Here is a 15,126-nt window from a genome sequence, read left to right on the forward strand (position 1 = left end):
TCGTGCTCCGTGCGCGAGTTCGCTCCTGCGTACTCCCTCCGCACCAACCCCGTCAACCCCTCGCGTCTCCCGCCGGCTGCAACACGCGGATGCGACGCGGAGGTGACGGTCTGTCCTCAAGAACATGTTCTAGCGGAGCGAGCAACGATGTGGACCGGCGCGATCGGCCCGAGGTCGCGAGACCTCGAGCGTCGGACCGCGACCGCAGCCGCGCGGCAGGAATGACATGTCCCTTCGGACATCCTCGCTCCTGTACAACCTGTCCTCGCGGACAGGAGTGTCGCTCACGCCGCCCGCGCCAGCCCGGGCACGATCAGCGCCGCGTCGCCGAACTCGTGGGCCACGTAGCCGGCCGCGGCCGCGTGCTCGAACCCGGCCCGCAGCGCGGCCTCGCCGGCGAACGCCCGCAGCAGCTCGAAGTGGCTCTCGCCCGGCCCGTGCATGCCGGTGACCACCCCGTCGACCACGCGCGGGACGAAGTCTGGCCCGAGGACCAGGTCGGTCTCGCCGCTGCCGGCCTGCAGCGCGCCGAAGCGGCGCGCGTTGCCCTCGAGCGCGCGGACCACCGTGGTGCCGACGGCGATCACTCGCCCGCCGCGGGCGCGGGCGCGGGCGATCGCGGCGACAGTGGCCTCCGGCACGTCGAAGCGCTCGGGCAAGGGCAGCGCCGCGTCGAGCTCGGGGTCGCCGACCGACGACAGGCCGGCAGCGTGGGTCACCGCTGCGATCTCGACCCCGGCGCGGCGCAGCGCCAGCAACGTCTCCCAGTCGAGCGGCCGACCCGCCGATGGCATCTCCGCCGCCCACGGCCGCGCCGCGAACACCGTCTGCACCGACCACAGCGCCAGCGGCTCGGCCACGTAGGCGTACTGGACCGGGCGGCCCAGGCGGTACAGCGCGCCCCACAGCGCCGCGCCCTCGCGGTCGAAGCGGAGCTCGCACAGCCGCGGCGAGATCGCGGACACGCCCACGACCTCGGCCGCCAGCGCCTCGCTGAACACCAGCCGGTCGCCGACCTGCAGCGCCGGCGGCGGGGCGCGCCGCTCGGTCGGCGTGCGCCAGTCGCCGGCGCCGAGCACCGCGACGCGCCAGGTCGACGCGCCCACGCCGGTCAGGCGGATCTCGACGTCCTCGGATAACATGTCCTCGGAGACATGGTCTTTTCGCCATACGCGGGCCCGCAGCGACGCCGGCAGGGTCGCGGCGTCGTTGACGATCAGCAGGTCGCCCGCGCCGAGCCAGCGCGGCAGGTCGCGCACGCGCGCGTCGGCGTGGACCCCGGTGCGCGGATCGAGGAGCAGCAGCCGGGCGTCGGCCCGGTCGTCACGGGGAGCGGTCGCGGGGTTCATCGCCGGCCCTCCCGCCACGCCTCGGCGCGCACGCGGTCGCCCGAGCGCGCCGCCGGGTCGTGCACGAGCGCCGCGATCGCCCGCGCGACGTCGACCGGGTCGGCCAGGCTGGCGCGGTCGGCCTCGGGGATCGCGTCGGCGTGCATCTGCGTGTCCATCTCGCCGGGGTCGACCGCCAGCACGCGCACGCCGGTGCCCTCGAGCTCGGCCGCCCAGGTCCGGCTCAGGTGGTCGAGCGCCGCCTTGGACGCCCCGTAGGCGCCCCAGCGCGGGTAGGCCTCGACGGCGGCGTTGGACGAGACGTGGACGATCGTGCCGCGCCCGCGCAGCGCCATCGCCCCGGCGATCACCTTGCTCAGGCGGAACGGCCCGAGCAGGTTGACCTGCAGCGCGCGTTCGAAATCCTCGCACTCGGTGTCGAGCAGCAGCCGCAGCGGCGTCGGCCCGAGAGTGCTGGCGTTGTGGATCAGCAGGTCGACCGGTCCGAGCAGCGCCGCCGCCTGGTGGGCGATCGGGTGGATCGCCCGCTTGTCGCCGACGTCGCCGACGATCGCCTCGGCGACGACGCCCTCCGCCCGCAGCCCGGCGACCGCGGCAGTCAGCGCCGTCGCCTCGCGGGCGACCAGCCCCACCCGGGCCCCTCGCCGTCCGAGCTCGCGCGCCAGCGCGAGCCCGAGGCCGCGGCTCGCCCCGGTGACGAGCGCGACGGTGCCGGCAAAATCTTGATTCGTGGTCATTTCAGCAGCTCCTTTGGGTCTGTCCTCAGGCTGGAGCGGCCCGGCCCGTTTACCAACCGCGCTGCTATTTGGTTGTCACGAGGTTATTGCGCCGACCGGGCCGTCCCGGCCACCATCGCCGCATGGACGACGAGACCGTCCCCGTGTACCTCGGCAACAACGTCCGCCAGCTCCGCGAGGCCCGCGGCCTGACGCAGCAGCAGATCGCCAAGGTCGCCGGCGTGCCGCGGCCGACCTGGGCCAACCTCGAGAGCGGCGCCGCCAACCCGACGCTGACCGTCCTGATCAAGGTCGCCTCCGCGCTGCAGGTCTCGCTCGAGGAGCTGATCAGCCCCCCGCGCACGACCTCGAAGTTCTACGCCGCCGCGGCCTTGCCCACCCGCCAGCGCGGAAAGGTCCGCGTGCGCCGGCTGCTCCCGGAGCCGATCGTCGGCCTCGAGCTCGAGCGCATGGAATTGCCCGCGGGCGCGAGCATGTCGGGCATCCCGCACACCCCCGGCACCCGCGAGTATTTGACGTGCGAGCGCGGCGAGATCGAGCTCAGCGAGTCGGGCCGCGTGTGGAAGCTGGGGCCCGGCGACGTCGTCGTGTTCCGCGGCGACCAGCCCCACGGCTACCGCAACTCCGGCGGCGCGGCCGCGATCGCCTACAGCGTCATCACCCTCGCGCCGCCAGCCGGCTGACGAGCACGCGGCGCGCGCTTCGCCGCCTGTCTTTTCGGGCATGTCCCAATCGCCAGGCAGCTCGATGCACCGACATGTACGGCGGCGAGCTGCCCGCCTTCGCGGATGCGTGCTTTCCCCCCCACGAACTGGGTACTCTTGAGGGCCCATGGACGAACGCAGCAGCACGGCCCCTCACGTCGTCATCGAGCTGGACCCGCAGCTCCGCGTCACCGGCTGGAACCGCCGGGCGGAGCAGGTGTTCGGCGTCAGCGCGACGGAGGCCCTCGGCAAGCCGGTCGCCGAGGTGGCGCCGGTGTCGGGCGATCCCGCGGCCTGGAGCGCCGCGCTGACGCCCGACGGCGAGGCGCCGCGTGTCCGCGCGGTCGCCCTCTCCGGGCGCGAGCTGATGTTCGAGTCGTGGGCGCAGGTGCTGCGCGACGGCGACGGCCAGGTCACCGGCGCGGCGCTCTACGGCCACGACGTCACCGCCCGCGAGACCGAGGCCCGCCGCGGCGACCTCGAGCGCACCATCCTCGCCACCCTGCTCGACACCCTCGACATCAGCACCTGGGCGCTCGACCGCGACGGCGTGTTCCTGTTCCAGGACGGCAAGGCGATGCGGGACGCCGGCCTGCAGGCGCACCAGTTCGTCGGCGCCAACATGTTCGAGGTCTACGCCAACGAGACGGGCCACGCCGAGGTGCGGACGGCGCTGGCCGGCGAGCCGGTGATCGGCGTCCAGTCCGAGACCTACGGCGTGCACTGGATGCACTGGTACATCCCGGTCAAGAGCACCACGGGCGTCGCCCTGGTCGGCATCTCGCTCGACGTCAGCGACACCAAGCGCAACGAGGCCGAGCTGCGGAACAAGCTCGACCTGATCGAGAAGCAGCAGGAGGTCATCCGCGAGCTCTCGACCCCGATCATCGAGATCTGGGACGGCGTGATCACCCTGCCGATCGTCGGCCTGATCGACAGCGTGCGCACCGCCGAGATCATGGACAACCTGCTGCAGACCGTCGCGCGCACGCGGGCCCGCTTCGCCATCCTCGACCTCACCGGCGTCGAGGTCGTCGACACCGGCACCGCCAGCCACCTGATCGGCATGATCCAGGCGATCCGCCTGCTCGGCGCCGAAGGCATCCTGACCGGCATCCACCCCGTGATCGCGCAGACGATCGTCTCGCTCGGCGTCGACCTCACCCGCGTCGGCGTCCACGCCAAGCTGCGCGACGCCCTGCAGTACTGCATCACCCGGCTCGGTCGCAAGCGCCCCGCCCCCCCGACCGCCGGCGCCTGAGCCCGCGCCCGCGCCCGCGCGAGCCACATGTCTCTTCGGACAGCTTCACCTGCGGCCCGCTCACTCGCAGGCCGGGAACTGACCGGCGCCCGGCGCCTCGCCGGCCTCGACGAGCGGGACGTTGCTGTCCTCGAGGACATTGCCGGCAGTGTCGGTGACGCGGAACGCGTACGGCCCGGGGCCCATGCCCTGCTCGGCCACGAAATAATTGTAGTCGAGGCGCGGCACGGCCTGCCACTGGCCGCCCTCGTCCTTGAACTCGAGCGAGGCGATCGGGTTTTTGTGCCCGCGGACCTGCACTGCGGTCCACCACTGGCTGCTGCCCTCCTTGAAGCGATAGACGATGGGGCCGCTGGTCGCGCACGACACGTAGCGCCAGGAGATCGGCACGCGGCCGAGCTCCATGGCGGCGATCATCGGGAATGCGCCTTCACTCAGATCGATGTCGCCCTGCGGACATCCCGGACAACTGTCCACAATTCGGACAATGATCGATCCGTCCGGTCCGTCGATCGCGACGCACGCGCCGCACACCGCCGAGGCCGCGTAATCGACGATGTTCATCGCCGCCACCATCGGGTCGCCAGGGTTCGCGTCGAAGCTGCAATTGCCGCTGCCGTTGGCCGCGTAATAGGTCGCCTCGCCGGTGTGGACCTCGCCTTCGCACACCTCGCCGCCCCCGCTCGGAACGCCTGTATCGCTGTCCGCGTCCGCGTCCGCAGTGCCGCTGCCGCCGCCGCCGCCGCCGCACGCCAGACACACCGACACCGCCACCCACATGCCGCGAGCTCCGCTCATGACACCAGCAGGCCACGCGCGAACCACCCTGTCAACGCAGGGGAACGGTGATACCATCGAAGCCGTGGGTCGTTACCGCGTGACTACCGAGGCCGATGTGATCGGCGCCCGCGTGGCTGCCGAACGCCTCGCGCTGCAAGAGGGCTTCCCGCGGCTGGCGGCCCAGGAGGTCGCGCTCGTCACCTCGGAGCTGGCGTGGAACCTGGTGCGCCACGCGGGCGGCGGGGAGATCGAGCTGGCGATGACGAACGGCCCGCACGGCCCTGCGCTGGTCGTCGCGGCGATCGACGGCAGCCCGCCGATCGCCGACCTCGAGACGGCGCTGCTCGACGGTCACACCGCGAAGGGGCCGATCCCGCCGGAGGAGCGGATGCGCCGGCGCGGCCTCGGCAGCGGCCTCGGCGCGGCGCTCCGCCTCAGCGACCGCCTGGTCCAGGAGACCTTGCCCAAGGGCAAGCGCATCGTCGCCACCCGCTACCTCGTGCGCCCGGGCCGGCAGTGACGCTCGGGCCATGTCCTCGGGACATGCTCGAACAGACATGTCCTGAGATTGGGCCGCGGCTGTTCGAGACAGTTGGCGCGCTCGATGTCTGTCCCGATGGACATGGCTCGAGGGTCATGTCCTGAAATTCTTCCCCGCCTCTCGCCCCGCTGAAACGACCGAGCGCGCGACGAAGACCGCCGCGCGCTCGCCGGGGGGCCCTCTCCGGGCGCTCAGGACGCCGCGATGGCGGCGAGGTCGAGGACTTGCTCCTCGCGGGTGACGCGGAAGCCGAGCCGGCGCAGACAGAAGCGCAGGCCCTCGCGGAGGCTGCGGAGCGTGACCACGCCCTGCAGCTCGAGGCCGAGGCCGACGATGATCTGGGCGACCGCCGGCTGGATGCCGGTGATGACGCAGCGGGCCCCGAGCAGGCGGACCGCCCGCATCACGCGGAGCAGGTGGTCGGCGGTGGCGGTGTCGACGGTGTCGACGCCGGTGAGGTCGACGATGGCGAAGCGGGCGCCGGTGCGGGACACCGCCTCGAGCAGCGTGTTCTTCATGTCGGCCGCGCGGACGCTGTCGACCAGGCCGACCACCGGCATGGTGACGATGTCGTCCCACACCTGAATGATAGGAGTCGAGGTCGCGGCCGTGATCGCCTCTTGTTGCAGGAATCGCCGCTGCAGCTCCTCCTCGAGGCGGAGCCCCTCGCTGAGGTCGCGGGCGACGATCGCGGCCGCGCTGACGCGGCCGTCGTCGCGGATCGGGGCGATCGTCAGCTGCACCGGCACCGACGAGCCGTCGGGGCGCCGCAGCTCGGCCTCGCCTTCCCACTGGCCGGCGGCGACGGCCGCCGGGATCCACTCGCCGATCAGATGAGCCGCGTGCGGGCTCAGCTGGTCGATCGTGAGGCCCTGGAGCTCGTCGGAGGCGCGATCGACCAGGCGCAGGCCCGACCCATTGATGTGCAGCACCGCCCCGCTCGGCGCCACCAGCGCCGCGAAATCCGCGAGGCCGGCGAACATCGCCTTGAAGGATGCAACGTTGGACTGTGGCTCTGCGCTCATCGGCTCAGCTCCTTAACATTCGACATAGTCGCGGTCGGCGGCGCGGCGCGGCGCGGCGCGACGATATGGGCCTTGAGGGCCTCGCGGAGGTTGGAGAAAGTGGGGATCGCCGTCAAGTCGACGCCGAGGCCGACCAGCGTCTGGGCGACGTGCGGGCCGATCCCGGCGATCATCCCCTGGGCGCCGAGCAGCTTCACGGCGCGGACGATGCGGAGGAAGTTGTCGGCGGTGGCGGTGTCGAGCGTCTCGACGCCGGTGAGGTCGAGGATGGCGCAGCGGGCCCGGCGCTGCAGGATGGCCTCGAGCAGCCGCTCCATCACCTGCGCCGCGCGGCAAGCGTCGATCGAGCCGACCAGCGGCACGGCGACGACCTCGTCCCACAGCTCGATGATCGGCGTCGACAGGGTGAGGATCGCCTGCCGCTGCTCGGCGATCACGTCGATCTTCTCCTGCAGCTCCGCGACCATCCGGTCGCGCTCGGCCAGCGCCGCCTCGCGGGCCGCCGCGCTGGCGTGGACCGTCGCCAGCATCTGCTGCAGGTCGGCCGCGGTCGCCTGATCGTCGGCCGCCAGCTCGCGCATCTCGTCGTCGAGCGAGCGGTTCGAGGCCTCGATCACGAACTCGTCGAACGCGTCGCCGTCGCTGGTGAAAGCCGTCTGCCGCGGCCAGCAGGGCGTCTCGAACACCCGCTGGCACAGCCCCGTCAGCTTGCCGGCGATGAGCCCGCCGTTGAACGCGCTGCCGTCGCGCGGCAGGACGCTCTCCCACCCGTTCGTCACGCGGAACACCGCGACCTTGGCCGCGCGGTCGAGGTCGACCAGCTCCCAGCCGCCCCAGCCCGACACCGCCGCGTACTTGGCCAGCTCGACGAAGCCCTGCTCGAAGCTCGGGAAGCCCGAGATGACGCGCCAGTCGCCGTCGGTGCTGCGCACGCCCTCGGCCTGCAGCGCCAGCGCGAAGCGGCGCGGACCGACCATCGTCAGGAACGCCGACATCAGCCGCGCGAGCGACGAGTCGCGGAACATCGTCACGCTCGGCAGGCCGCCGATACGCAGCTCGCCGCGCACGAGGTCCCACTCGTGGCTGACGCCGGCGATGTCGAGCTTGCCTGGGGCGAGGGCGGTCATGGGGGGAATGGGGTGAGTGCGGATTACTCGGCGGACTTGGCGAACGACGCCGCGCTGGTGATCGTCTCCGGCGTCAGGTCGTCGAACGCGTCGTCGGGCTCGAGCTCGCTGACCACCGCGCTGACGCCGAGGCGCTCGAGCGCGTCCTCGAGGGTCAGCGCCGTCTGGGCCAGGCGGAAGTCGGCGCCCATCGTCTGCAGCGTCATGGCGATCGGCGCACTCATGCCGCAGATGACCGTCGGCGTGCCCATCAGCCGGGCCGCCGCGGCGAGGTTGGCGATCACGTGACAGAGGTGGCTGTCCATCGTCCACATGCCCGTGACGTCGATGACGAGCCCGGCCGCCGAGGTGTCGCGGATCGTCCGCAACACGTCGTCGACCAGGAACGCGGCTGTCTCGTCGGTCACATCGCCCTGCAAGGGGACGACGATGCGCTGCCAGAGCTGAATGACGGGGATGCGGTTCTCGAAGGTCTTCATGGCCTTATGCCTCGGTATCGCAGACGAGCACACTGGCGTCGTCGTCCGGCTTGCGGTGCTCGCGCATCAGGGTGTCGCACAAGGAGTCGGGATCTTGTTGGCGCAGCGAGTCGAGCGGAGCCCGCTGCGAGATGCCGTCGGAGAACATGACGAGCCGCGCGCCCGACGGCAGCTCGCCGCGGCAGATCCGGAAGCTCTGCACGCGCGCGCCGAGCACTCCGGGGCTGAGAAGAATGGGCAGCTTGGCGCCGAGGCAGCGGATCTCGACGTTGCCGACGCCGCAGCAGACGAACGACACCGTGCCCGGCGAGCTCGTCGGCGTCGCGCCCAGCTGGCACACCGCCGCCGCCGCGCCGCGGGTGCCGCGGAGCGCCTCGTGGACCGCCCGCATCGCCTCCTCGAGGTCGACTGCGAGCGGCAAGCGGTTGAGGCACTCGACGGCCGCGTGGGAGGCCAGCGCCGCCATGCGCCCGTGCCCGAGGCCGTCGATCACGGCCAGCGTGATCGCCTCGGGGCCGCGACGGACGAGCACGGCGTCGCCGTTCTCGCGCTCGCCCGTCTTCGGGCTCGTCCGGTAGGCGGTCTTCCACATCAGTAGTTGACCTCGACCTCGATCCGGGTGCCCGTAGGTCCGGTCTCGATCTCGAACTTGTCCGACAGGCGCTTGGTCCCGAGGATCCCGAGCCCGAGCCCGCTGCGGCTCTTGTACTTGCCGGACATGATCTCCGGCAGGTTCTTGATGCCGCCGCCCTTGTCGCTGCCGACCACGTGCATGCAGCGGCGCCCGCTCGGACATGGCCGAATGACCAGCTTGCCGCCGCCGGCGTAGAGCACCTGGTTGCGCGCCAGCTCGCTGACCACGGTGGCCAGCTTCTGCAGGATCAGCGCAGATGTCCCGAGGGCCATGCAGATGTCGCGCGCGGCCAGACGGGCGCGGGCGATGTCCGCCTCGATCTTCACGTCGATCTCGATCGCCTCGACGGTCTTGGGCGACGCGGCCCGCGTCAGCTCGGCGAACGCCTTGCGCGACTCGAGCTCGCCGACGAAGCTGCGCACGCCCTCGACCAGGCGCGCGATCAGCTGGCTGTCGGTGGCCGGTCGCCCGCGCAGCTCGGTGCGCGCGCGCAGCAAGATGCCCTGGCCCCGCGCCGTGCCGACGTAGCGCGCCAGCACCGACAGCAGCGCGGCGTCGTCCAGGCCTCCGGAGCCACCTGGTGGTTTGCCTCGCAGATCGGTCACAGGTTGACCTCCGCCTCGATCCATGTGCCGGTCGGGCCGGTGTGGAGCCGGAACCCGTCGGCCAGACGTTTGGTGCCGATGAGGCCGAGACCGCGGCCGTTGCGGCTGACCTTGCGCCCGGCGAGGATCGCATCGACATCTGCGATGCCGGAGCCCTCGTCGACGGCGCGGATGAACACGCACTTGCGCTCGGCGCCCACCGATCCGACCACGACCTTGCCTCCGCCCGCGTAGAGCACCATGTTGCGCGCGAGCTCGCTGATGATGGTGGCGATCTTCTGCAGCGACAGCGGGCGCGCGCCGAGCTTCTGGCACAGCTCGCGCGCGGCCACGCGGGCGCGAGCGACATCCTTCTCGCTCAACACGTCGAGCTCGAGCGCCACCTCGGAGCCGCCGGCCTCGATGTGGACCGCGGGCAGCTCGAGCGTGAAGATCGAGCCCTGCCCCGGCCGGCTGCTGACGCGGATGTCGCCGCCGAGCATGTGGCACAGCCGCTGCGTGATCACCAGGCCGAGTCCGGTGCCGCCGTAGCGGCGCGTCGACGACGAGTCGACCTGGTAGAACTCGCGGAACAGCTGGCCGATGTTCTCCTGGGCGATGCCGATGCCGGTGTCGGACACGCGGAACAGGATCCACGCGCGGCCGTTGACGATCTGGCGCGCCACGCTGAACTCGACCTGGCCCGAGTTGGTGAACTTGCCGGCGTTGCTCAGCAAGTTCAAGAGGCACTGCCGGATCTTCAGCGGGTCGGAGCGCATCGACCCGACGCTGGGGCTGATCTCGAGGCGGAACGCGTTGCGGTTCTTCTCGATCAGCGGGCGGCTGGTCGCCACCACCTCGTCGATCAACCCCGCGACCGTGAACTCCTCGATGTGGACCAGCATCTTGCCGGCCTCGATCTTCGAGATGTCGAGGATGTCGTTGATCAGGCTGAGCAGGTGCTTGCCGGCGGCGCGGATGCGCAGCAGGTCGGCGAGCCACGTCTGCGTGCCGCGCTCGCGCATCTCGTCCTCGAGCAGCTCGCTGTAGCCGAGGATCGCGTTGAGCGGCGTGCGCAGCTCGTGGCTCATGCGCGCCAGGAACTCGCTCTTGGCCCGCGACGCGTCCTCGGCGGCCGCGGTGCGCTCGGCGACGCGGCGCTCGAGCGACTCGTTGAGCTCGACCAGCTGCGCCTCGGCCGACTTGCGCCCGGAGATGTCGGTCGACACCCCGCAGATCGCCGCGATCTTGCCGTCGCTCGCGCGCAGCGGGAACCGCACCGAGTAGAACGTGCGCGCGCCGTCGCCGAGGCCGTGCAGCACCTCTTCGATCTCGACCGTCGCCCCGCGCTGGCGCACCTGCGCCTCGCCGCGGGCGAACGCCTCGATCGCCGCCGCCGGCAGCACCTCGCGGTCGGTGCGGCCGAGCACCTCCTCGCGGCGGCGCCCGAGCAGCGCCTCGAAGAAGCGGTTGATGAACACGTACGACCCGCCCTCGTCCTTGAGGTAGACGATCGCCGGGATGTGATCGCACAGCGCCCCGAGCCGCGCCTCGCTCTCGGCGATCGCCTTGGCCGCGGCCGCGTGCTCGCGCTCGTAGGCCCGCTCGGCCAGCTCGCGCCCGCCGGCGTCCGACGCCATCGCGCAGGCTCGACCGGCCGCGGCGTCGACCACCGCCTGCCACGCCAGCGTCACGGTCCGCCCCTCGCGGTGGATGAAGCGAGTGCGCAGGGCCTGCACTTCGCCTGGCCTTTCGAACATGTTCGCAAGGCCAACCTCGACCGTGCCGCGCTCGTCGGCGTGGACGTGGTCGAGCAGGCGCGCGCCGAGCAATTGCTCCGGCATGTAGCCGAGCGCCAGCGCGGTCGCGGGGTTGGCCGCGACGAACCGGCCGTCGCGGTCGATCTCGAAGATCAGCGCGTCGCTGGCGGCGAACAGCCGCGCGTAGCTCGAACTGGCGAAGGTTCGCTCTGGCTCCCCGAACATCGCCGTCTCCTCGCCACGCGTCGCGCGCTGGGTGTCGCCGTCAGACACGAGGCTTGGATTGTATGGGGGAACGCATCCCCAGTGTGCGATCCTTTTTCGCGCACGCGCATGCACCCTCCGGCGACCGCAGCGCACATCGTCCTTCCTGGACCGCGGCTTCGGGACCTCCCCGGCACTCGCCGCGACCTCGCAGTCCGCATGCAGGCTGGTTGTTCGCGGCCCGAGGCCGTGACGCTATTCCCCGCCCTGCTACCGTCATGTGTGTGTGGCTCGCCCTGCTCACCGGCCTGCTCGCGGTCCCGGAGCTCGACACTGCCGCGCTGCGAGACGGCGACATCCTGCTCCACACCTCGCGCAGCGCGCAGGCCGTCGCCGTCGCCGGCGCGACCGCCAGCCCCTACACCCACGTCGGCATCGTCGAGCGCACCGGCGACGCGCTCTTCGTGATCGAAGCCGTCGCCCGGACCCGCCGCACGCCGCTGCCCGAGTGGCTCGCCCGCGGCGTCGGCGGCAAGGCCACGGCTCTGCGCCACCCCGGGCTCGACTCCGCCGCGCGCGCCGCCGTGGTCGCCGCCGCCGCCGGCTACCTCGGGCGCCCCTACGACCTGTCCTTTACGCCAGGTGACGACGCCCTCTACTGTAGCGAACTGGTGGCCCTCGCCTACGCCGCAGTCGACGTCGCAGTGGGCACGTGGCGTCCGCTGGGGGATCTCGCGCTCGACGACGCGGCCGCGCAACGGTTGCTGACGCGCCGCTGGCGAGCGCACCCGGCCTGCCGCGGCGCGCCCTCGCTCGCCGCGTGCCGACCGGCGCTCGCAGCGGTCCCGATCCTGACCCCCGCCAGCCTCGTGGCCGATCCTCGCTTGCGGATCGTCGGCACCAGCTATCTCCCCCGACCTCGCTGAAGCATCACGAGAGATCTCATCACCGCCGGCGTGCGGCCGCGCGCCGCGCCGGCTCGCCGCGGGGTTCGGCGGCGCCGCCGAACAGCCTCGTTCCTGCGCCGAACACCGGCGTGACGCAGCCCGCCCGCCCGCGGCCGTCGTCCCGCCGCGCCAGAGCCCGTGTGGCACCATCCGGCGATGCTCCGCCGCCTCGTCGACCTCGCCCGCGACCTCGGCCTCGACCCCGAGAGCCGCGCTTTTGTCCCCTACGGCCACGACTTCGCCAAGATCGACACCGTCGCCGCCGGCGAAGGCTCGGCGCACGGCAACCTCGTCGTCGTCTCCGCCGTCACCCCCACCCCGCTCGGCGAGGGCAAGACAGTCACCTCGATCTCGCTCGGCATGGGCCTCGCGCGGATCGGCGAGTCGGCGCTCACGTGCCTGCGGCAGCCCTCGCTCGGCCCGGTGTTCGGCGCCAAGGGCGGCGGCGCCGGCGGGGGCAAGGCGCAGGTCGTGCCTTCCGATCGCGTCAACCTCGGCGGCACCGGCGACGGCCAGGCCGTCGGCGCCGCGCACAACCTGCTCGCCGCCATGCTCGACGCTCACCTGCGCCACGGCAACGCGCTGAAGATCGACCCGGCGCGGATCGCCTTCTCGCGGGTCACGCCGGTCAACGACGGCAGCCTGCGCAAGGTCATCACCGGCCTCGGCGGCCCGCTCAACGGCGTCCCGCGCGAGTCCTTCTTCGAAATCAACGAGGCCAGCGAGGTCATGGCGATCCTCGCGCTCGCCCACGATCGCGGCGACCTGCGGCGGCGCCTCGGCAACATCGTCCTCGGGCCCGACCAGGGCGGCGCCCCGGTGCGGGCCGAGCAGCTCGGCGCGGCCGGGGCCATGAGCGTGCTGCTACGCGACGCCCTCTACCCCACCCTCGCGCGCACCGGCGAGGGCACGCCCGTGCTCCTCCACGCCGGCCCGTTCGCCAACATCGCCCACGGCAACAGCAGCCTGATCGCCACCCGCTGGGCCCTCACGCGCGCCCCGTGGGTCGTCACCGAGTGCGGCTTCGGCACCGACCTCGGGCTCGAGAAGTTCGTCCACATCAAGGCCCGCCTCGGCAACCTGCGGCCCGCCTGCGTCGTCGTCGTCTGCACCGTGCGCGCGCTCAAGGTCCACGCCGGCCTGGCCAAGGCAGTGCTCGGCAAGCCCCTCGATCAGGCCGTGCTCACCGAGGACGTCGCCGCCGTCGAGAAGGGCGCCGCCAACCTGCGGCATCACCTGCGGATCGCCACCAACTTCGGCCCGCCGGTGGTCGTCGCGCTCAATCGCTTCCCCACCGACACCGACGCCGAGATCGCGGTCGTCGAGGGCATCGCCCGCGAGTTCGGGGCCGGCTTCGCCGTCCACACCGGCTTCGCCGACGGCGGCGCCGGGGCCGAGGCGCTGGCGCGCGCGGTCGTCAAGGCGGCCCGGCCGACCGACCTCCGCTACCAGTACGAAGGGACAGGTCCGCTCCTGCCGCGGCTCGAGAGCCTGGCGAAGAACGTCTACGGCGCCACCGGCATCGAGCTGGCCCCGTCGGCGCGCACGCGCCTGAACCAGATCGAGAAGTGGGGCCTCGGCGAGCTGCAGCTGTGCGTCGCCAAGACCCACCTCGCCACCACCCACGACCCAGCCGACGGCGGCCTGCCCCGGCCGTTCACCCTGCCGGTGCGCGACGTCCTGGTCCGCGCCGGGGCCGGCTTCGCCACCGTCCTGACCGGCGAGCTCACCACCCTGCCGGCGCTGGGCGCCCGCCCGAACGCCGTCGACATGGACCTCGACCCCGTTACCGGCGCCGCGCTCGGCCTCTAGACTGTCCCCGCGGGCATGCTCTTCGGGGCATGCCCGCTCGCACATGTCCGGACGGACATGTCCTCGCAGCCATCCACGGGCTCAGCCCTCGTGGATCGACAGCAGGAACTTGCCGGACTGCCCGCCGGCCCCGTCGACGACCACGATCACCGGCTGGCCGGCGGTCATGAGCCGCGACAGCTGCGGGAACGGCCCGTTCGAGTCGTCGTTGCAGGCCAGCTCGAGGCCCTGGCACGAGACGTCGAGCAGGTACAGCACCGGGTCGAAGTCGGCCTCGATCACCTCGAACACGAACAGCCCGTCGAACGGGGCCGTCCACTGCGCCTCGATCTCGGGCGACTCGAAGCCGTTGCAGCTGCCGGAGCGGAAATTGCTCGCGCCGGCCGTCTGGCCGTCGATCGTCAGCGGCACGAACGGATCGAACACCGTGTCCGGGCAGTCGTCGGCGACCTGCACCTGCGTGATGTTGTAGACCACCTCCGCGGTGCTCTCGCCGAAGCTGTCGATCACCAGGGTCACCGTCTGGCCGACGACCAGGTCGACCTCGACCTTCGACGTCAGGTTGCCGCCGCTGTCGTCGTCGCAGGCCAGCTCCTGGCCAGAGCAGACTCCGTCGAGCACGGCCAGCAGCGAGTCGAAGTTCGAGCCGATGGTGTCGAACTGGAACCGGCCGGTGACCGGCGCCGTCCACACCACCTCGAGGTCGGTGCCGCCGACGCCGCCGCAGTCGAGGGAGAAGTCGTCGCCCTTGGCCTGCAGCGAGTCGACCTGCGTGATCGGCACCACCGGCGGCAGGACGATGTCGCCGCACTCGCTCGGCACGCCGGTCGTCACGGTGGCGGTCGGATCGACCGTCGTCACCGACGTGACCGTCGTCTCGGTGTCGGAGGTGATCGTCGGCTGCAGCGTCGGGCTTATCGACGTCGGGCTTATCGTCGTCGGGCTCGACGTCGGCCCCGCGGTGTCCGTCTCGGTCGACGGGTCGAAGGTGCCGCCGTCGCTCTCGGTCCCCGGGAAGAAGCCGAACCGGTGTTCGTTACAGGCCGCGGGCGCGAGCACGCAGGCGATGGCGAAGATCGAGCGTAAAGGCCGACGCATAAGTCAGGTCAGGTCACGAGACTAGCACGCCGCCGCCCGCGCGCGCGAAAGCCCTGCGCGATCTCGTCGTCGGGGCCCCCGCCT

Annotated in this window: 15 protein-coding genes; 5 read left to right on the plus strand and 10 right to left on the minus strand. The window is 72.0% G+C overall.

Annotated elements, in window-relative coordinates:
* Positions 1–284: 284 nt before the first annotated feature.
* Complete coding sequence (locus tag OV090_RS35485) at positions 285–1,349, minus strand: S-adenosylmethionine:tRNA ribosyltransferase-isomerase (RefSeq protein WP_267709142.1); 1,065 nt, start codon at positions 1,347–1,349, stop codon at positions 285–287.
* Positions 1,346–2,086 (minus strand): SDR family oxidoreductase, encoded by a 741-nt coding sequence (locus OV090_RS35490; protein WP_267709143.1) that lies wholly within the window; start codon positions 2,084–2,086, stop codon positions 1,346–1,348. Before OV090_RS35490 ends, OV090_RS35485 begins: the two co-directional genes overlap by 4 nt.
* A 122-nt stretch (positions 2,087–2,208) precedes the next feature.
* Between OV090_RS35490 and OV090_RS35495 the strand changes: the two genes are divergently transcribed.
* Both OV090_RS35495 and OV090_RS35500 read left to right on the plus strand, forming a co-directional pair.
* Positions 2,209–2,769 (plus strand): helix-turn-helix domain-containing protein, encoded by a 561-nt coding sequence (locus tag OV090_RS35495; protein WP_267709144.1) that lies wholly within the window; start codon positions 2,209–2,211, stop codon positions 2,767–2,769.
* A 148-nt stretch (positions 2,770–2,917) separates the two neighbouring features.
* Positions 2,918–4,051 (plus strand): PAS domain-containing protein, encoded by a 1,134-nt coding sequence (locus OV090_RS35500; protein ID WP_267709145.1) that lies wholly within the window; start codon positions 2,918–2,920, stop codon positions 4,049–4,051.
* Positions 4,052–4,111: 60 nt separating this feature from the next.
* Here OV090_RS35500 and OV090_RS35505 read toward each other — a convergent pair whose 3' ends face one another.
* A complete protein-coding gene (locus OV090_RS35505) occupies positions 4,112–4,849 on the minus strand; it encodes an expansin EXLX1 family cellulose-binding protein (protein ID WP_267709146.1) in 738 nt (245 codons plus the stop codon).
* Between the two features lie 64 nt (positions 4,850–4,913).
* Between OV090_RS35505 and OV090_RS35510 the strand changes: the two genes are divergently transcribed.
* Positions 4,914–5,351, plus strand: a complete 438-nt coding sequence (locus tag OV090_RS35510) for an ATP-binding protein (protein WP_267709147.1) — start codon at positions 4,914–4,916, stop codon at positions 5,349–5,351.
* A gap of 212 nt (positions 5,352–5,563) precedes the next feature.
* Here OV090_RS35510 and OV090_RS35515 read toward each other — a convergent pair whose 3' ends face one another.
* Genes OV090_RS35515 through OV090_RS35540 form a run of 6 tightly spaced genes read right to left on the minus strand, consistent with a single transcriptional unit; the run spans position 5,564 to position 11,254 of the window.
* Complete coding sequence (locus OV090_RS35515; protein ID WP_267709148.1) at positions 5,564–6,397, minus strand: STAS domain-containing protein; 834 nt, start codon at positions 6,395–6,397, stop codon at positions 5,564–5,566.
* On the minus strand, positions 6,394–7,524 hold the full coding sequence (locus OV090_RS35520; protein ID WP_267709149.1) for an STAS domain-containing protein: 1,131 nt from the start codon (positions 7,522–7,524) through the stop codon (positions 6,394–6,396). Before OV090_RS35520 ends, OV090_RS35515 begins: the two co-directional genes overlap by 4 nt.
* Positions 7,525–7,547: 23 nt before the next feature.
* Complete coding sequence (locus tag OV090_RS35525) at positions 7,548–8,003, minus strand: STAS domain-containing protein (RefSeq protein WP_267709150.1); 456 nt, start codon at positions 8,001–8,003, stop codon at positions 7,548–7,550.
* 4 nt (positions 8,004–8,007) lie between these two features.
* Complete coding sequence (locus OV090_RS35530) at positions 8,008–8,595, minus strand: SpoIIE family protein phosphatase (protein WP_267709151.1); 588 nt, start codon at positions 8,593–8,595, stop codon at positions 8,008–8,010.
* Positions 8,595–9,242, minus strand: a complete 648-nt coding sequence (locus tag OV090_RS35535; protein ID WP_267709152.1) for a serine/threonine protein kinase — start codon at positions 9,240–9,242, stop codon at positions 8,595–8,597. Before OV090_RS35535 ends, OV090_RS35530 begins: the two co-directional genes overlap by 1 nt.
* On the minus strand, positions 9,239–11,254 hold the full coding sequence (locus OV090_RS35540) for an ATP-binding protein (RefSeq protein ID WP_267709153.1): 2,016 nt from the start codon (positions 11,252–11,254) through the stop codon (positions 9,239–9,241). Before OV090_RS35540 ends, OV090_RS35535 begins: the two co-directional genes overlap by 4 nt.
* 209 nt (positions 11,255–11,463) lie before the next feature.
* Between OV090_RS35540 and OV090_RS35545 the strand changes: the two genes are divergently transcribed.
* Together OV090_RS35545 and OV090_RS35550 are read left to right on the plus strand one after the other, a co-directional pair.
* Positions 11,464–12,111: a YiiX/YebB-like N1pC/P60 family cysteine hydrolase gene (locus OV090_RS35545; protein WP_267709154.1), complete on the plus strand. Its 648-nt coding sequence runs from the start codon at positions 11,464–11,466 to the stop codon at positions 12,109–12,111.
* 177 nt (positions 12,112–12,288) lie between these two features.
* Positions 12,289–13,944, plus strand: coding sequence for a formate--tetrahydrofolate ligase (locus OV090_RS35550; RefSeq protein ID WP_267709155.1), 1,656 nt, complete (start codon positions 12,289–12,291; stop codon positions 13,942–13,944).
* A gap of 81 nt (positions 13,945–14,025) precedes the next feature.
* Here OV090_RS35550 and OV090_RS35555 read toward each other — a convergent pair whose 3' ends face one another.
* Positions 14,026–15,042 (minus strand): hypothetical protein, encoded by a 1,017-nt coding sequence (locus OV090_RS35555; RefSeq protein WP_267709156.1) that lies wholly within the window; start codon positions 15,040–15,042, stop codon positions 14,026–14,028.
* Positions 15,043–15,126: the final 84 nt, after the last annotated feature.

It is taken from the genome of Nannocystis sp. RBIL2 (assembly GCF_026626745.1).
Classification (GTDB): domain Bacteria; phylum Myxococcota_A; class Polyangia; order Nannocystales; family Nannocystaceae; genus Nannocystis.